The organism is Pseudomonas sp. P8_241 (assembly GCF_034008315.1).
Classification (GTDB): domain Bacteria; phylum Pseudomonadota; class Gammaproteobacteria; order Pseudomonadales; family Pseudomonadaceae; genus Aquipseudomonas.
The window spans coordinates 2,389,608-2,408,615 of the sequence record NZ_CP125377.1; the positions used below are offsets into that span (position 1 = coordinate 2,389,608).

Consider the following 19,008-nt stretch of genomic DNA (forward strand, 5'->3'; position numbering starts at 1 on the left):
CAGTCACCCGGCCTCGCATCTGTGGGGTCTGGTGTTAAACGTCATAAATAGGGGAAGAGCCTTCAAGCTCTTCCCCTATTTTGTATCTGGAGTCTGTACATGGAAAACCTGGATGCGCTCGTCTCTCAAGCACTAGAGGCTGTGCAAAGCGCTGAAGATATCAATGCCCTGGAGCAAATCCGGGTTCACTACCTTGGCAAGAAGGGTGAATTGACTCAGGTGATGAAGACCCTGGGGAATTTGCCGGCAGAAGAGCGTCCGCAAGTCGGCGCGCTGATCAACGTTGCCAAGGAGCGTGTCACAGAGGTTCTCAATGCGCGCAAGGCACTGTTTGAAGAGGCCGACCTGGCTGCCAAACTGTCTGCCGAGTCCATTGACGTGACCCTGCCTGGCCGTGGTCAGACCTCCGGTGGTCTGCATCCTGTTACTCGAACTCTGGAACGTATTGAACAATTCTTCACCCACATCGGCTACGGCATCGCCGAAGGCCCTGAGGTTGAAGACGATTATCACAACTTCGAAGCGCTCAACATCCCAGGCCATCACCCGGCCCGGTCGATGCACGACACCTTCTATTTCAATGCCAACATGCTGCTGCGCACCCATACCTCGCCGGTACAGGTCCGCACCATGGAGTCAAAACAGCCGCCGATTCGCATCGTCTGCCCAGGCCGTGTGTACCGTAGCGACTCGGATATCACCCATTCGCCGATGTTCCACCAGGTCGAAGGCCTGCTGGTCGATCGCGACATCAATTTCGCCGACCTAAAAGGCACCATCGAAGAATTCCTGCGTGTGTTCTTCGAAAAAGAGTTGGCCGTGCGTTTCCGCCCTTCGTACTTCCCGTTCACCGAGCCATCCGCTGAAGTCGACATGGAATGCGTGATGTGCAGCGGTAAAGGCTGTCGCGTCTGCAAACAGACAGGTTGGCTGGAAGTCATGGGCTGCGGCATGGTTCACCCGAACGTGCTGCGTATGTCCGGGATCGACCCGGAAGAGTTTTCGGGCTTTGCCTTCGGCATGGGCGTTGAGCGTCTGGCCATGCTGCGTTACGGCGTGAACGACTTGCGTCTGTTCTTCGACAACGACTTGCGGTTCCTTGCGCAATTTCGCTAGTCGTAACGAATTTTTAGGAGAGCAGGATGAAATTCAGTGAACAATGGCTGCGTGGCTGGGTTAGCCCGCAGGTAAGTCGCGACGAGCTGGTTGCTCGTCTGTCGATGGCCGGTCTTGAGGTTGATAGTGTTACGCCGGCCGCCGGCGTTTTCAGTGGCGTGATCGTGGGCGAGGTGCTCAGCACCGAACAACACCCGGACGCCGACAAGCTGCGCGTTTGCCAGGTCAGCAATGGTTCGGAAACTTTCCAGGTCGTGTGCGGTGCGCCAAACGTGCGCCCGGGCCTGAAGATTCCATTCGCCACCATTGGTGCCGAACTGCCGGGCGACTTCAAGATCAAGAAAGCCAAGCTGCGTGGCGTTGAGTCAAACGGCATGCTGTGCTCGCAAGCCGAGCTGCAAGTGGGCGAGGGCAACGATGGTCTGATGGAGCTGCCGGACGATGCGCCAGTGGGTCAGGACATCCGTGAATATCTGAACCTGGAAGACGCCAGCATCGAGGTCGACCTGACCCCGAACCGCGGTGACTGCCTGTCTCTGGCCGGTCTGGCCCGTGAAGTCGGCGCACTGTATGCCGCTCAGGTCACTCGTCCGGTGGTAGCCAGCGTTCCAGCCGTGCATGACGAAGTGCGTTCGGTTGAAGTGTTGGCACCGGCTGCTTGCCCGCGTTACCTGGGTCGTGTGATCCGTAACGTTGAGTTGTCCAGGCCAACGCCGCTGTGGATGGTCGAGCGCCTGCGCCGTGCCGATGTGCGCAGCATCGATGCTGCCGTCGACATCACCAACTACGTGATGTTGGAGCTGGGTCAACCGCTGCACGCATTCGATCTCGCCGAAATCAATGGCGGCATCCGTGTGCGCATGGCCGAAGAAGGCGAGAAACTGGTGCTGCTCGACGGTCAGGAAGTCAGTCTGCGTAGCGATACGCTGGTGATCGCCGACCACACCCGCGCACTGGCAATTGCCGGCGTCATGGGGGGCGAGCACAGCGGCGTCAATACCGCCACCACTCGCGATATCTTCCTGGAAAGTGCGTTCTTCGATCAGATCGCCGTCGCTGGCAAGGCCCGTTCCTATGGCCTGCACACCGATGCATCGCACCGCTACGAGCGTGGTGTGGACTGGCAGCTTGCCCGTGAAGCCATGGAGCGCGCCACTGGCCTGCTGCTGGAAATTACCGGTGGCGAAGCTGGCCCGATCATCGAATCCGTTAGCGAGCAGCACCTGCCATCGATCGCGCCGGTAACCCTGCGCGCTCAACGCATCACCCAGATGTTGGGCATGGAAATGGACTCGGCTGAAGTTGAGCGTCTGCTCAGTGCTTTGGGACTGGCCATTACCGCTGAAGGGGCAGGGCAGTGGCGCGTAGAAGTGCCAAGCCATCGCTTCGATATCAGTCTGGAAGTCGACCTGATCGAAGAGCTGGCGCGTCTTTATGGTTACAACCGCTTGCCGGTTCGTTATCCGCAAGCGCGTCTGGCGCCGCAAGCCAAGGCAGAGGCCCGTAGTGACTTGCCGGAGCTGCGTCGTCTACTGGTTGCTCGTGGTTATCAGGAAGCGATTACCTACAGCTTCATCGATCCGAAACAGTTCGAGTTGTTTAATCCGGGTGTTGAGCCGTTGTTGTTGGCCAACCCGATATCCAACGACATGGCGGCAATGCGCTCATCGCTGTGGCCGGGCCTGGTCAAGGCGCTTCAGCACAACCTGAACCGTCAGCAGGATCGTGTACGTCTGTTCGAGAGCGGGCTGCGTTTCGTCGGTCAGCTTGATGGCTTGAAGCAGGAGCCGATGCTAGCCGGTGTGGTTTGTGGCAGCCGCCTGCCAGAAGGATGGGCACAAGGTCGCGATGTCGTCGACTTCTTCGACGTCAAGGCTGACGTGGAAGCGGTGCTGGGCTTCGCCGGTGCTCTGGATGCGTTCAGTTTCGTACCTGGTAAACACCCAGCGTTGCATCCGGGCCAAACCGCACGCATCGAACGTGACGGGCGTCTGGTTGGCTTCGTCGGCGCAATTCACCCTGAATTGTCGAAAACCCTGGGTCTGGATCGTCCAGTGTTTGTTTTCGAGATGGTTCTGGCGGAAGTGGCCTCGGGCAAAATGCCTAAATTCCACGAGTTATCGCGCTTTCCTGAAGTGCGTCGTGACTTGGCACTGATCGCGCACAAAGACGTCGCAGCCTCGGCTGTATTGGACGTAATCCGTGAAAATGCAGGCGAATGGCTGACAGACCTCAGGCTATTTGACGTGTATCAGGGTAAAGGCATTGATCCTGATAGAAAAAGCCTTGCAGTTGGCTTGACCTGGCAGCATCCATCGCGCACTCTTAATGACGATGAGGTGAATACCACGACGCAAAACATCCTCACCTCGCTCGAACAAAGGTTGGACGCCACGTTAAGGAAGTGACGTATGGGGGCTTTGACGAAAGCTGAGATGGCGGAACGTCTGTATGAAGAGCTGGGCCTGAACAAACGGGAAGCCAAGGAATTGGTTGAGCTGTTTTTCGAGGAAATCAGGCACGCTCTTGAAGACAACGAACAAGTCAAATTGTCCGGTTTCGGCAATTTCGACCTTCGGGACAAACGCCAGCGGCCTGGCCGCAATCCGAAAACGGGAGAAGAAATCCCGATCACGGCTCGCCGTGTGGTCACCTTTCGTCCAGGGCAGAAGTTGAAGGCCCGAGTTGAGGCTTATGCTGGAACCAAGTCATAACGACGAGCTTCCCGTCATCCCAGGCAAACGCTACTTCACCATTGGTGAAGTCAGCGAACTGTGTGCGGTAAAACCGCATGTGCTGCGCTACTGGGAGCAGGAGTTTCCTCAACTCAACCCCGTGAAACGCCGCGGAAACCGCCGGTATTATCAGCGCCAGGATGTGCTGATGATCCGGCAGATCCGTGCGCTTCTTTACGATCAAGGATTCACCATCGGCGGCGCGCGTTTGCGTTTGTCCGGCGATGAAGCCAAAGACGACACCACGCAATACAAGCAAATGATTCGCCAGATGATCGCTGAGCTGGAAGATGTTCTGGTGGTTCTCAAGAAATAATTTTCTGCTTTTAAATACTTCCAGTTTTCAAAAGCTTGCGATATATTCTTGAGCGTCCTTCGAGATGAAGGACGGATTCACGCCTAGTCGGGGCGTAGCGCAGTCCGGTAGCGCACTAGCATGGGGTGCTAGGGGTCGAGTGTTCGAATCACTCCGTCCCGACCATATTTTTCAATGACTTAGCCCATTCTGAAAAGATTGGGCTTTTTCATTTCTGTCTTAGGGGTAAATGGGGGGGTAAACACGCTCGCCTTGCTAACGCCCCAACTGATGACGTTTGCCAACCTCGGAATTCAACCTAATAGTTGGGCAGCGTTGACTCGCTATCTCAAAGGTGGCAGTGTGCCCACAGAAGATAATCGGGTCGAAAATTGGATCCGGTCTCAAGTTTTCAGGCATGTGTAATGGCTGGCCGGGACATCGCGTAGTGGCAGGCTGGCAGCAACGATCATATGTTTGTCCATTCGGCACATCCTAACGGCCATAATCCACTTGCCTAGTTAGGGCTTGATCGTACGTCCGCCGACGCAGCGAGTGAGTGGAGCTACAGAGTTGCTGTCGCATGAAGGACGCCCGTTGTCACCTAGGGTTTAATGGGCGGGTCTTGCTGTTCAATGGAGTTAGCGGCAGTCGGGAATCGCAGAATGCACTACTTTGAAGGGGGGCGGGTATATGACAGTGTCCCTGTATGGGTGGCTGCGATGCTCAGTTTCGGATATCACTGGTGTGATAGAAGCACTGGGACTCGTCGGATCGCACTGTTGTCAATGCCGTGCGAGTCTGAAGCTGCGGGTCTAGTCGCATTGGGAGCGTTTCGACGTGATCTTGAATTTACGGCCACTAACTACATCGACTCCTATTTTGATCTTCTGGTTCGTTTTTGCCGTGAGCGTCAAGCAGAGCTGAAGAACAAGGTTACCCCTCCAGAACTGCCTCCTCCTGATGTCCGCAATGTCCTCGATAACTCGCGCTGGCGATTTGCTGCTGACAATAGTAGTCCCGATAAAATAATGATTGAAGATGCTGGGTACCGCCAGTTCGTCAAACGTGGCGGAAAGCGTATTCACAACCAGAACGGGCCATGTCGCAGTTACATCACGCGAGAAAGTGCTCTCGATTGGCAACTGCACAATTTTCCACTGCCGCAGATCCCTCCAGGAGGGTCGGCATTGGAGCTAGCGGTATACAGTGCTCTGCCCTTCTGCAGCGGCCCGATCCTGGATGCGAACCTGTGCCGGTCTTATGATGGTCTGGTGTTGGTGGGGCAGGGGGCAGCCCGAGATTCCACCTATATGCAGAAATATTATGCGGCAGGATTTACGTCCGGTAATCGTCAGCTACCATTGGGCGAACTTCTTACCCTGCACAATAGCGAAAAAAAATATGTACAGCGTCTGCGTTTCGTAAATGAACGCACAACGGATGATGACGGCGGACACAGCGCCCGGCTGGTGGTGGCAGATGGTATATCAGCACTACTCCGTGCTGAGCAGCTATATCCTTCTAGCGACATCATCGCCTTCTGCAGTCGTGATGCATCAGTCGAGGCCATTCTCCAGCTAAAGGGGTGGCTGAATGAAAAAGTGCGTTACTACACTGATGTGGACACCAGCCACGGATTTTTGGGCGGAACTCCCGTCGGTACATTGCTGCGCGTGCTGCAACGGAGGGTATGAATTTGTCTATGTCGACAAGCGAACGCCTGCAGTTCTTGGAGAGCTACCCGCCGGTTCAGGAGCTCTACATTGGGGAGTCTCCGCTTTTTTCCGCAATCCGTTACCATATGCGGACGCTATATTCTGCGCTCTACGATTCGGATGGCGATGCACACCAGAATGAAGTGGCTCTGCAGCTTCGCTTCGAGATGCTTAAGTGGTTAACGTCGCCATTGATGCCGGATGTCAGCTTGTTTCTACGCTGCGGTCTTGCCAATGACGGACGAACCCGCCAGCAGTGGGGGGCGGACGTCGCGCAAACTGTCGGGTTGCTGAAAGACCTGATCACTCGCTACGCGGAAGAGGGCTCCGTACTTAATGAGGCGTTTGTCCGGCTGTTTGTCGATCTAATCGGTGAATATGATGAGGACCGCATTAAAATCTGGTGCCACCACAAGGAGCGCGATCTCTTTCGCGACCTGCTTGAGGGTCTAACTGAGCTTGATGACCGGGCGTTTTTCAGCTCGCTCGCAGAATATCGAAATGGCCCTCCGACCGATGCATTAATCCGGTTTGGACCTTTGCGTACGCAAGGTTTTGGCAAGGCGCCAGAGTCGCTGATCAGTTCACCGTCATACCGGCGGATGGTCCGCTTTGTCTGGACGGGTCTGGCAGACGAGGAAGGATTTGCAGACGATCCTGTACTTCCTACCCACAACTATCTTATCGCCATGCCCTTGGTCCGGACCACTGTCACCGGGAATCTGGGGACGGTGGCCCCCCCAACCGAGATGGCACTGGCGGATGATCTTGTGTTTCTCGACCAGAAGGCACCCAATGGTAAACCCCAGCATCGTTGCGTGCTGGTGGAGTTTCCCGCTGAGTATTGTGTACTGCTGCGTCCCGGCTCCCGCTTGCTTGTGTTCAGTCCCCAATGCACTAGCGCTGAGGCCATTGGCTATCGACTAATCAGCGACGTCGAGGCTGGCGATTACCTACTAATACACGATGCTGATGCGGATTTGGGCGAGGTCAGCGTCGATGCCGCCAAGGCGCCGCTGGCCGCCATGTGGAAGAAGGCGCTGGCTGATGCATGGAGACGGTACCCCGGTATCTGTTCCCAGAAAATGGAGCAAGCGGGCATCGATTTACTGGATCTTTCCCGTGCGGTCCAGAAATGGACGGCGATGAACGGTACGGTTATTCGCGCTCCTCTCCGCAAGAAACATTTCGAGGCCCTGCTGACGAAGGTACTTGATCCAGAACTGATTCCTCCGATGGTGGAGAATGGAAAGACGGTGCCAGGCTGGCGCCGGGCTTGGATGGAAGTCGAGTCAACGCGGGTAAACGCGATCCAGCACGGAGCTGTGGAGAATGCTATCGTCAACGAACAATTGGTCGCGGAAATGCGCAAAGAATTGCCTACCATACGCGATTTGGTTTTACTGGACGGTGCCTATCGTCACCGGCTCCTACCGACAGGCGGACTGATTGGCAGCGTGGTATTCAAGCCCGTAATCAGCCTCTCCAAAGACTTCGCTGCTCCGGCAGAGCAGCTGGATAAACCGCTGAAACTTTCGGTTGCTGAGTTGTACCGTACAGATCCGAGAGGAGCCATTCTGTGCGTATGATTCCCGCCTTCATTGATGACTCCGCTCCACCAGGTGAAATTGCGGTTTTCCGTAAGCTGGAGAGTTCGAATTTCGGCTGGACCGTGATTCATTCGCTGGATCTTGCTCCCTACAATCACCACCGGCGCACCGAACTCGACTTTGTAATTTTGATCCCGGAAGTTGGCATTTTGTGCGTCGAGGTTAAATCTCACAGTGAGATTGGATTCGACGGCAGCCGCTGGTATCCAGACAGCATCACTAAATCGCCATTCCGCCAGGCGCAGGATGCCCGGTTTGCACTGCGCCGCCGGCTTGTGGAGCGTATGGGTGGAATTTCACATGTCCCAGTCATTCACTGCTGCATCTTCCCGCGGGCGGATTTTGTCGTGTCTGCCAACATGTCCATCCTTCCTTTTGAAGTAATGGATCGTCACCGATTCAAAGCCTGTGCCACCGGGGATGAATTGTGTGATGAGCTGAAACGCATGGCAATGCGGATCATTGATGCGGATCCGACAGTTGCTTCGATGAAGACGCCGCTGTCAGAAAAGCAGGTGGAGGACTTCGTCAAATTCTGTTTTCCCATTCGTACGCGCCAGCCGGAAAAAGTTGCCGAAATCCGTTATCGCGAGGAGGAACTCGAAAAACTTCTCCGTGATCAGCAGCGGCCGGTACTTCGGCTGACGGAATACAACCTGCGTGTGTTGGTGGAAGGCGGTGCCGGAACTGGAAAATCTCTGATTGGGCTCGAAATCGCACGACGCAAGGCCGCCCAAGGGCTTCGTGTGGGCTACCTGTGTTTTAACCGGCTTATCGGTAACTGGGCTGCACGCGAAGTTGAAGCCGGTCACAATCCTCTCCTTGTCGGCGGTTCTGTGCTGAGCATGTTGATGTCCCTGACTGGAATTGAGGCGCCGGAGCATCCAGATGAGACTTTCTGGTCGGACCTGCCGTTGGAAATACAGGATCGCCTCACAGACCCGACGTGCGGACTTGATGCACAGTTCGACTATCTCGTTATCGACGAAGCCCAGGATATTTTGGCGCGCCCAGACCTTCTTGACTGCATTCGCCTACTGCTGGAAGGGGGGCTCGAAGGCGGTTCCTATCTTATGCTGGGCGATTTCCGCAACCAAGTGTTGACCGAGGCCTCTTTTCTAGAGGCTAACCTGACTGGTGTGCGGGACCACTCCGCCAGGTGGGTCCTCGCCGAAAACTGCCGAAACTACAAGGCTATAGGCCAGATCGCGATGAAGCTTTCCAAGGCTGATCGGAGTACCTACTCAGGGTACCTGCGCCAAGGCGGTGGCCTGCATGCTTGGAACTTAAGCCTGTACCAAGATGCGGCGGATCAGGTCCGTCAGATCATCGCCCTCCTAGAGTCGTCTTTGGCCAGCGGATTTCGAGAAGAGGACATTACGGTACTTTCCTTCGGAGGCGAGCATCAATCGGTGCTACCCCTGCTTCGAGATACGTCCCGCTATCCAATCGTTAGCGCCTGGGCGGCGGGAGCAAAGGGCATCCGCTCGTCTACTGTTTCCGCCTACAAGGGTCTTGAAAATAAGGTCGTCATCATCACCGACGTGATCCCTTCTGACAGCGGGTTCGATCGCAGCCGCTTCTACACGGGCATTACTCGAGCACGGGAGCGGCTCCATCTCTTATGTCACGCGTCTGGCGCCGCACAGCTGGCAGAATGGGTCACAAGCGCAGGGAAAGAATATGAATAGGGAACGATCTTCGGAAATTGAATTTCTGCGTGGCGAGCTGGTGGGACCTGCGCGCCCCCTAGACTCGGTACGCCCCGGCACTACGGTAACCCTTGATGCGCAGGGCTGCTTTCGGTTAGCCGAGGATGCCGATGGGACTTTGTACTACCAATGCAATGACAGCGATGTTTTGCAGGAAATTGTGCACTATCGAGGCGAAACGCCCATGCAGCGTTATGGCGCGGGTCTTTTGCACCCGCGCAACGATGTGCGAGGTGCTGTGATTGAAGAAGCATCGGATGACAGCCCATCTGGCGGGGAGCAGGGCGAGGACGCAGCGGCTGAAACCATTCAAGCGGTTGTTACCGATCCGGATGAGCCTGCGTCGCCAACGGTGTCCGCGAGTAGCGACGCGGTTGCGGAAGGCGTCGGAGCGGAAACGGACGATGACGATTTCGAGGTCAGTAACGACGACATGTACCAGCCTTCGGTCATGGGCATTAGTTTTTGCCTCGAGAAGGGGGAAGGCGAATTTGTCGTCGCGTTGCCATCCATGAAAAAGCTCTTTTGGCAGCTGCCAGAAGCCGCCCCGTTCCCGGTTAACGGGCGGTATGAGCCCTGCATAAAGATCACCACCAAGGAGGGCTGTGAGCGCAGGACCGAGGCGTGGCGGCGTGTACCGGCGACCAGTACGGACACCTGCGAGCGGTTTGTGTTGGCGGATTTAAAAGCCGGTGTCACCGTATCGAGAAATCTTGACCTGCCGGGTGGCCCAGCTCTTCAGATTCAGGTGTTTCCGCGGTACATGCATGGAAAGTGGATCGTCACCTGCGTGCTGCGAAACCAATCAGACGCCAGCACCATGAAGAGTCAGGCGGAACGGGTACGCGGCATACTGTTCCAGGCTTGCTTCGAGGTGCGTGTGCAGGGTGGTGCGACCTTCAGTCGTTACCCTGAAGGCGTCAGGCCGTTTGGGCAGTTCGATGATGACGAGCAGACGCTGGCACTGTTGTACCGTGATGAGGCGACTTGGGCGATTGGGCATGGCTGTGCGGCGGGATGGGACAGTTTGAAGGATGCTACGCCGGACGCGGTCTTCGCCGATGTGATGCCGGCCGTCGAACTGCCGAGTATGACGCCCGACATTCGGGACCGGGATGGCAAGCCGGTCACCCTCTCAATGCGCGAGCTGGCAGGCCTCCCGTCCTTTGCCGAGGGGGGCGCGGCCTGGGAGACGCTCGACCGCCTCGCCAGAGAGTATGCGGCGTGGATTGAGGTGCGCGAGACGGAAAGCGCGGGGCTGGAGCCGCATTTGCGTGAGGTAGCCGCACGTCATCTAGAGGGCTGCAGGCAGTGCCTTCTCCGCATCCGCAATGGCATTGCAATTCTGCAGGAAGATGAAACTGCGCTAGAGGCCTTCCGATTGGCAAATCAGGGCATGATGCTGCAACAGATAGCCTCTAAACAGATCGTGCGCCGTCCTTTGGTCCGGATCAACGGCTGCGTGGAGGCAGCCGAAGTACTTGAAGGTCAACCCCGCACCCCATGGAAAGTTTGGGTCGAGCGTACAGAGAAGCCTCAAATTGGCAATTGGCGCGCCTTCCAGGTTGCTTTTCTGCTGATGAGTATCGCCGGGCTGGTCGACGGGCGTAGTGACGACCGAGAAGTCGTTGACCTGGTTTGGTTTCCCACAGGGGGAGGAAAGACCGAGGCCTATTTAGCAGTCGCAGCCTTTTACATGTTTCACCAGCGCTTGATTGCGCGTCCCGATGACGAACTTCAACTCGACGGCACCAACGTCTTTATGCGCTATACCCTGCGCATGCTGACCACCCAGCAGTTCCAGCGTGCCGCCAGCTTGATCTGCTCGATGGAGCAGATCCGGATACGCCGGAAAGAAGAGTCCGTCCGCCCCCAACTAGGGAGAACGCAATTTACGCTGGGGTTGTGGATTGGATCAAGTGGGTCACCGAACACTTGGGCAGACGCCAGTACTGCTATTCAGAAGTACAGCCGCAACGATGTGGCAGGCAATCCGTTGGTGCTTACTGAATGTCCTTGGTGTCGAAGCACTATCGGCCGGCTTGAACAGGATGCCGCCGGGCGTCGCAATATAGGCAACGGTAATAATCTCGCCGGACTGGCATTTTCTGGCAAGCGCCCGTACCTGAAGTGTTCTGACGTTAGCTGTGAATATGGTGGCGAGCGTGACAGGCTTCCAGTCGAGGTGATTGATGAGGCCATCTATAAAAATCCGCCGTCCATGTTCATCGGTACGGCAGACAAGTTTGCGATGATGGCTTGGAAGCCGGAAACCGGTGCACTTTTTGGTTTCGATCATGATGGCAATGGAAATGTTGCCCTCGTCAGGCAGCCGCCAGGGTTAATCATTCAAGATGAGTTTCACCTGATTTCCGGACCATTGGGTACGATATATGGTCTCTATGAAGGTGTGATTGAACGGTTTTGCACTGCAGAGATAGGCCGACATCTTGTTCGACCCAAAATTATTGCCTCGACGGCCACCATCCGTGGTGCAACGGAACAGGTCCGTAGTGTCTATGCCCGAGAAAATCTTCAATTGTTCCCCAGTCCAGGGCTCGCAATGGGGGACTCGTTCTTCGGCCGCTATGCCAATACCCAAGAGGGCCAACTTGCAGAAGGGCGCTTATACCTTGGTATTCATGCTAGTGGTTACCGATCTTTCCTGACTGCGCAGGTTCGTACTTTCTCTGCAGCACTGTTCAGGGCTGGGATGTTCGAGGACGGGAAGGATGCGTGGTGGACCCTGCTGGCGTTTTACAACAGCCTTCGTGAGCTCGGTGGTGCTCAGACCTTGTTCCAGTCTGACATTGCCGCACGCATGAAGGACTACTCGCACCGTTATGGACTCAAGGGTAGTACGCAACGCTACCTCGATAAAGTTGTGGAGCTGACCAGCCGCCAAAGTCAGGCTCAGTTGGTAGAGTTGATGGATCGACTGGCATTGGACTGGAATGACAAAAAATCCATCGATGCTTGCCTTGCGTCCAACATCATTGAAGTTGGTGTCGACATTGACCGGCTGGCTTTAATGGCTGTTGTCGGCCAGCCCAAGTCAACCGCGCAATATATCCAAGTAACGGGCCGTGTCGGTCGGCGCTGGGCTGACCGACCGGGCCTGATACTAAGTATGTTCAATCCGAGCAAAAGCCGTGACCGCTCGCATTTTGAGCAGTTCCACAGCTATCACCGCCGTCTGTATGAACGTGTTGAGCCCACCTCGGCCACGCCGTTCTCGGTCGAGGCAGTGGAGCGTGCCTTGACCGGCGCGCTCTTGGTTTGGGCTAGGCAGTACCATGACGCGAAATCGCCCGGCGAGTCCTTTGGTGACTATGACGTTTATCTGAAGGAGGCGTTAGAGTTCCTGCTTGAGCGTTGTGAAACCATCATGGAAAAGCAACCAGCGGAGTCGGACCGCGTGCGTGTAGCCATGCGCAAGATATATAGCGACCTTCGCAGAAAATGGCTGGCCCACCCGCAGGAATGGTGGGCGTATCCGCAAAAAAAAGATGGCGAGTACCTGATGTTGTGGTCCGGTGTGTTCGCAAGCCGCGAACAGAAACTGAAGGGCGCGAGGGTACTCAGCAGCATGCGCAATGTTGATGGTACTGCCCGCGCAGCGATCAGCAACAACTATTTCGCAGAGGAGCAAACCGAACATGGCCAGTGATATTCGACTGGGGCAACTGATTGCTCCCTTTGGTCCGGGGAGCATCTACACCGACAAGAACGGTATTCCCAATATCGTCTGTGGTTTGGACTTCTGGCACAAGCAGAGAGATGAGCGAGGCAATTGGAAGGCAGATGAAACGGCCATGCGCAGGCATGCGATCTACGAGCCGCGACTTTCCACGTTGCTCCGTGTTCCTTACTTTCGCCAGCCACCGGAGTATTGCAATGACGACCAGAATCCCGGTCTCTCCAAGTTGGAGGTTCAGACGCATCGTTTCCCCACGTGGTATGTCGACAGCTTCAGTGGGAAAATGCGCCGTTTCAGTCTTGGCACGCTGAAACTTGCCCCTCTCGAAAAAGGGGAAAAGCTGGCGCGTTGGCGTCCAGTCCGTTTCATCAGTGTTTGCAGTCATGGGCATATCGCGGACTTTCCATGGAAGGACTGGTGCGGATGCGTGTGCTTAGGTGACAGTGGACTGGTCCTGAATGATTCAGGTGGTCCGGACTTACGGTCCATAAGGGTATCGTGCACGAGATGCGCACAATCAAAGACGTTGGCCGGCTCTATGGGTATGACTCTTGATCAGTCGAAAAGCGCTATCACAGGATCCGGGCTTGATGACTCAGGTATCCGCTGTAGCGGGGAGCGCCCTTGGCTTGGCCAAACAGCCCAGCCATGCGACGCCTATCCAGTAGCCGTCTTGATTAACCAATCGAATATCTATTTTGGCAAGACCTTATCCTCGATCTATCTGCCAGACATGACCAGTGAGCAGACTGTCGCCGACATTCAGAAAATCCTGCGGCGGGAAGATATGGATTTGAGCGACGTCAAAATCCTCGTCCAGTCCAAGTCCGGGCGGGAGGCGCTTGCTCTAACGATACTTCGCGATATCCTTAAACCTCATTTCGACCCGCTTCCCGATGACAAGCAATTGATGAAAGCCATCAACCCCCTCATCCATGGTACCTCGGTGGGTTGCGAAGGGGGACAACCTGTCATGCAGGAATCAGAGTCGCTCACGTTCCGGCGGGCCGAGTACAACGTTTTACGCAATGAAGTGGGGCCTGGCGTGGACGATGAGCTCAGAGTCATCCCTAGCTTGGTTCCGGATGGCCTGAAACATTGGTTCGGGCGGGTCAACTTGGTTGAACGCTTGCGCGAGACCCGCGCTTTCTGCGGATTCGAACGCCTGATACGGGCGAGGGATCCGCTCGAAGCCATGCCTTCATCGGCCATGAATCAGCTTTTTCTGCATCCGCCAGAGTCCGCACACCAATGGTTGCCTGCCATCAAGAACTACGGCGAGGGTATTTTTGTCGAGCTAAGCGAGGATGCCGTATGTCAATGGCTCGATAATAACGCGGGTTGGCTGAAAGAGCGGCTCGACCAAGAATTTGTAGATCGGATGGGTAACGAGCCGAATCTCTTGCCGCCTCTCCAGAGCAACGGCTGGACGCCGCAATGGGCCGCCCGCTATCTTCTGGTTCATACTCTGGCGCACGTCATGATCAATCAGATGGTTTTCGAGTGCGGTTACTCGTCAGCCGCGCTGAAAGAACGCATTTTCGTGTCAAACGATCCAGGGGCACCTATGGCCGCCATCCTCATCTATACAGCCGCCGGAGATTCGGAGGGGAGTCTTGGCGGGCTGGTTCGCATTGGCCGACGGGAGCTGTTCGAGCCGATGGTCCGCAGGGCCATCTCGCGGGCGTCTTGGTGTTCTGCCGATCCCGTGTGCTCGGAGGATCTGGGCGGTACGGGTTCGCGGCGGGTAAACAAGGCGGCCTGTCATGCTTGCGTGCTGCTGCCGGAAACGGCCTGTGAAACAATCAATAGCGGGTTGGATCGAGCAATGATAGTCGGAACGCCTCAAGAGCCTCAGGTAGGTTTTTTGTCTGACTTGATGCAAGGATTCATAGTCTGATTACCTGTGCGCAACGTAGCTCTCCGGACGGGGGAGGTGCATAACTTTCCAGTGTATGCATGTGCCGCCGTTCCGGACTGTACGCGGTACGACGGGTGTGGGGGGGGGGGAGATGCGGTTGTCCGAGACTGTCCGCTTTGGACTGCTGCCAGTAGCTGCCCTTGTCAGCTAGGTTACGAAGCGTAATGGTTAAAACCAATGCAGTCATTGGTCACGTGGAGTGCAATTTCGCACTTCGTCCGCGCATTAACTTTAAGTTTGCTGAGGCGTCTAATGTTACTCTCGCCGAGGCATACGCAGCGTGCTCTTGATCCTGAGTCCAATAATCCCTTGGAGCATCTGCTCTGCCAGTTGAGCATCAGCAATGCAGGTGATGCCACGCTCATTCAGGGTGAACAGTGACTCGGGAAGGCGTCCTTCATTGCGAGCCTTAATGATCGCGGACTTCGATACTCCAACGCGGCGGGCGATCTCGCTAATAGTGCATCGCATGACTGTTAACCTCGCTGCTGGCTTTCTGCAAGCGTAGGTCAGATGATCTCTTTTTTCGTATTTTAAGGCTGGGTACGGGGCTGAAGTCCTAACTTTCCGCTGCTGAGACTCCGAACATATTTGGCCATCATGAACGGCAACTGCAGACCCTTAGGGGCCGCTCGGAAATCACAGATTGCAGATTGTTAGGGGCTTAACTGCGTGTCCCATGGTCTACTTTTTGGCCGTTTTCTGCCTCTCTCAACCGGCTACCAACTACCCAACGTAGCCGGCAAGTTGAGCCACGGTTAGCGAATGAGACTGCGCGAACGGCGTTTAGGGTAAATCTCTGATTTCTCACGGGAGCTAGTCAATATCTGCGAAGGACGCGATCACTCCAGCGCCATCCGCGCCTATCGACTAAGCTCGGGTACTTTTTGAACGAAGTGCGTGCCGGGACGAGAACCAACAACTGTTCCCCCCTTACAAGCGCTATGCGCACGCGTTCTTCCTTTAGGCCAGAGATACCAAAAATGGGTAAATTTCCCGGGGCAAGCCAAGCAGTCTATGAGGCCGCTATCAGAGGCGATTTTCACCAAGTCAACGCCTCAGTAGCTGCGGGTGCAAATCTTAATGCTTTAAATAGCAACGGAGACACACTGCTGCAAGATATGGTGTTTTGGCTAGCTGAGGATCAAAGCCAACTTTGTGGCGAAATGCTGCGATTGTTACTACAGCTTGGGGCAAATCCCAACATCCTCGGCGACGAAGGTTCTTCTGCGCTGACGGCAGCGATGTTGTGTATGAATTCGGAGCTGCTGGGGATACTTCTAAGCGCAGGTGCCGACCCGAACCAGCCTAGGGGCCTCTGTGAGTCGGACAGCTTTTACGACTGGGCTGAATTCGATTACAGCTACAACGTATGGATGCGCGATAACGTGGAGTTTGAATTGATCAGTCCACCTGAAGAGCCTACCGATGCAGACCAAGTATCGGAGGAGTCCTATTTGGATTACTTGGATCGGATGGCCGTCAAGTACGGAGTCCGCCGGCCCGATCATCTTTTACTGTTGCGAAGGTTTGGGGCGAAGTCAGCGCATGAGATCAATACATAGAAGTGGGTGTTCGTGACTGGCGGTGTTCATTGCGCCGTAACGGCAACACTCGGTCTGAGAGTGCTCATTGCTTTGCCTAACGGCCGCTATTGGCCGATTTCCGACAGTCTCGATCGGCGGAGATCAACCTTAAAGGCATTCATTGCGCGTGAACTATCCAGATTCAAAATTAATAACTTATTAGGAACCGGCTACGCGACCTTTCGAAACCCATCGCCAAAGAGCTGGGCAAATGACCGCAATGAACCAAATTCCGATTATGGGAAGAATAGATACGAACAACAACCTAAATGTATTCAGCTCAATGAGCTGTTCCCCAGTATGAAAAGTTTTTCTGCCCCACCAAGCGGACTCAAATTCGCTGAAAATGTTGCATGAGAAAAACGCTCCATCCACCGCCATCATCTGTGATCGGTCACTTCCATAGAGTACGCACTGCCCTGGGAGAATGTTTAGATATTCCGCACATAGCCAAATGGCGATGCCACCTAGCCAGAGGCCGCTAAGTACAATTGCAACTCGGATGTTCCGCGACATAGCTGCTTGGGTTTCCTAATGTCCGCGCGATGGATGGGGGGCGCCAGCCGGCTCGGGCGAGTACCCCCGTCTAACTAGCTTAGACCTAATTGCAGCAACCGCGACTTCGAAGAGAAGCACCAAAACGATTACGACAACCCCGTTGTTTCTAGATTCGAAAGCAGCATCGTCAATGCTCTCCATTGGCCGTCACTGGTTCCAACCGGGGGTTCGTAGATCATCTGTAGAGGTGCCTAGCTCGAATCATTGACGGCGTTTTCACGCAACTGGACCCAAAGTTGGGCGTAGACAACAGGGTGGCGATTTGATAGCGTCACCAGCCCATAGATCCGACGTCGTGTCACAGAAGGAATTTCCTATCAGGTAGGTAGCAACTGGGCATTTTATTTTAGTATCACTTGGCGTTGTAAAAGGTAGAAGACTATCCCTTACCCTGAAGCCTCATAAAAGTTACTTCCATAAAATTTCTCTAATCGGTGAGTCGATATATCGGTTCCGTGAACGCTCGCAGGGGGAAGCCAATTTAAGATGGGTGCCACCGCTCGGCAAAACCAGCGACTTTTTGTGTTTTTAAAATTCGTCGATTGTCCCATTAAAAAAGGTAGGTGCAATGACAGACCAGAAGAAGTTAATTGACTGGATTCACCGAGTTGAATTTGATCCGAAAAAACTACTAGACAATAAGCGGCTGCCTAGTATTGTTACCGAAATTTACTTTGAAAATTACTTGTCCAAACGCAATGAACTTGAGTGCTCAGAAGAGCTAAGTTTTGGGTGGGCTTATGTGAAACAAAAGAAGGGTTCTCTTGATAGATTTTGGTTCAAGATTTCGGATGGTAACGCCATTGACAAGATAAGTTGCGCGTTTATCAAGGCTGTTCAGAAAGGTAATCGGCGGGATATATTTTTTTCTGTGATTCCTCAAGTTTCTCTCTGTGAGGATATCCCTGATATAGCATGGAAAGTCTATGAGATAACCATTCAGGCTAACGGAGGGGTTGGGTATTTTTATAATGAGATGGCAAAGAATTATCAGCGGATGCTTAATAAGAACGTGCGTTCTGCGCTATTTAAATTAAGAGTATGTGATGCTTCTGAAGGATGGGATATCAGCGGCTGGCTCGCGAATGAAAGTACGGAAAGGCTTAAGCGGCTATTTTCGATGCGTTGCATGATGAATTTTTTCGGTATCTATCTTTCCGATCTTGACGCTGTGGGCATAAACAAAGAAGGAAGGGTGGAGGTCTTAGAGTTCAAAAGAAAAAGCCCGACTCAGGGGGTTCGATACGAAGCTCTGCCTAATGCAATGAATGTGGTGGGGCTTGACCTATATTTGTCGAGAATCATATATTTTAAGACAATGAAGTTGTCATTTGCCAAAGAGTTTGCTGATCGGTTGAGGTGGGTTGAACATACGGATGTCCCCGGCTTTGGATTGGATGTCTCGCACGCTAACAATGTTGAGCTTTGTAATCGTATAGACGTTGATTATCGATACATTGTATGGAAGTCAGCTACTCGTGAACCTACTGGATTATTATCTTTTGAGTGGGTTCCGCTCGTGAAGCTTGATGTTCGCGTTCTCAATGTTTCCACGAAGGACTTTGATGGGCTCACATCTACGAAAGGTGGTGATTCAGGCACATATACAGATCGAACTAGGTTTCAAGTTGTGATTCCGGTTAGTAGTTTTACTAAATTTCAAATGCCCTAGTGTTTCTTTATTGTGTTTGTATTTTGGTTTTATCAAGCCCGGTGGTCATAGTTGTGATGTCGCGCAAAGCAGGGAGCGGGCTAATCGGCTCTGCTCGCTCTCTGGGTGTAATCAGCGGGTCTTCGGGTATTCAAGTGGCAGGCATCAAACAGCCGGCGGCGGTGCATTCTGAATGGCCGCTTCTAGCCGTTTTCTGTCTGTGGTCAAGGGCCGAAATCGACCGGTAAGCCGAGCCAAGGTCAGCGAATAACGCCGTTTATGGTAAGTCCCAGGCGTCCCGGATGAGGGCACGATCCAGCGCTAAGTGCGATCACTCCGGCGTCATCCGCGTCTCTCCGTTAAGCTCAACTCTTCAGGGATTCAGTGAGCGCCAAGGTATGAGCCA

The 19,008-nt window shown here is 54.4% G+C and carries 11 protein-coding genes and 1 tRNA gene; all 12 read left to right on the forward strand.

Annotated features, from left to right (window positions below; all coding sequences use genetic code 11):
• Positions 1 to 99: 99 nt before the first annotated feature.
• Positions 100 to 1,116 carry a phenylalanine--tRNA ligase subunit alpha gene (pheS, locus tag QMK58_RS10985; protein ID WP_007905876.1) on the forward strand — a complete coding sequence of 339 codons (1,017 nt, stop codon included), beginning with the start codon at positions 100 to 102 and terminating at the stop codon, positions 1,114 to 1,116.
• A 26-nt stretch (positions 1,117 to 1,142) separates the two neighbouring features.
• Positions 1,143 to 3,524 carry a phenylalanine--tRNA ligase subunit beta gene (pheT, locus tag QMK58_RS10990; RefSeq protein WP_053161299.1) on the forward strand — a complete coding sequence of 794 codons (2,382 nt, stop codon included), beginning with the start codon at positions 1,143 to 1,145 and terminating at the stop codon, positions 3,522 to 3,524.
• Between the two features lie 3 nt (positions 3,525 to 3,527).
• Positions 3,528 to 3,830, forward strand: a complete 303-nt coding sequence (gene ihfA / locus QMK58_RS10995) for an integration host factor subunit alpha (protein WP_002553164.1) — start codon at positions 3,528 to 3,530, stop codon at positions 3,828 to 3,830.
• Positions 3,811 to 4,167, forward strand: coding sequence for a MerR family transcriptional regulator (locus QMK58_RS11000; protein ID WP_003179985.1), 357 nt, complete (start codon positions 3,811 to 3,813; stop codon positions 4,165 to 4,167). The genes ihfA and QMK58_RS11000 overlap by 20 nt, the downstream gene beginning before the upstream one ends.
• An 88-nt stretch (positions 4,168 to 4,255) precedes the next feature.
• Positions 4,256 to 4,332, forward strand: a tRNA-Pro gene (locus QMK58_RS11005).
• 479 nt (positions 4,333 to 4,811) lie between these two features.
• Positions 4,812 to 5,843, forward strand: a complete 1,032-nt coding sequence (locus QMK58_RS11010) for a hypothetical protein (RefSeq protein WP_320396285.1) — start codon at positions 4,812 to 4,814, stop codon at positions 5,841 to 5,843.
• Between the two features lie 8 nt (positions 5,844 to 5,851).
• Positions 5,852 to 7,453, forward strand: coding sequence for a hypothetical protein (locus tag QMK58_RS11015; protein ID WP_320396286.1), 1,602 nt, complete (start codon positions 5,852 to 5,854; stop codon positions 7,451 to 7,453).
• The gene (locus tag QMK58_RS11020) at positions 7,450 to 9,165 is read left to right on the forward strand and encodes a nuclease-related domain-containing DEAD/DEAH box helicase (RefSeq protein ID WP_320396526.1); all 1,716 of its coding nucleotides are present in this window, start codon (positions 7,450 to 7,452) and stop codon (positions 9,163 to 9,165) included. The genes QMK58_RS11015 and QMK58_RS11020 overlap by 4 nt, the downstream gene beginning before the upstream one ends.
• A complete protein-coding gene (locus QMK58_RS11025) occupies positions 9,158 to 12,856 on the forward strand; it encodes a helicase-related protein (RefSeq protein WP_320396287.1) in 3,699 nt (1,232 codons plus the stop codon). Before QMK58_RS11020 ends, QMK58_RS11025 begins: the two co-directional genes overlap by 8 nt.
• Positions 12,846 to 14,786 (forward strand): DUF1998 domain-containing protein, encoded by a 1,941-nt coding sequence (locus QMK58_RS11030; RefSeq protein ID WP_320396288.1) that lies wholly within the window; start codon positions 12,846 to 12,848, stop codon positions 14,784 to 14,786. The genes QMK58_RS11025 and QMK58_RS11030 overlap by 11 nt, the downstream gene beginning before the upstream one ends.
• Positions 14,787 to 15,790: 1,004 nt before the next feature.
• Entirely contained in the window at positions 15,791 to 16,372 is a 582-nt protein-coding gene (locus QMK58_RS11035; RefSeq protein WP_320396289.1) for a hypothetical protein, read from the forward strand.
• 1,147 nt (positions 16,373 to 17,519) lie between these two features.
• The gene (locus QMK58_RS11040) at positions 17,520 to 18,623 is read left to right on the forward strand and encodes a hypothetical protein (RefSeq protein ID WP_320396290.1); all 1,104 of its coding nucleotides are present in this window, start codon (positions 17,520 to 17,522) and stop codon (positions 18,621 to 18,623) included.
• Positions 18,624 to 19,008 lie beyond the last annotated feature (385 nt).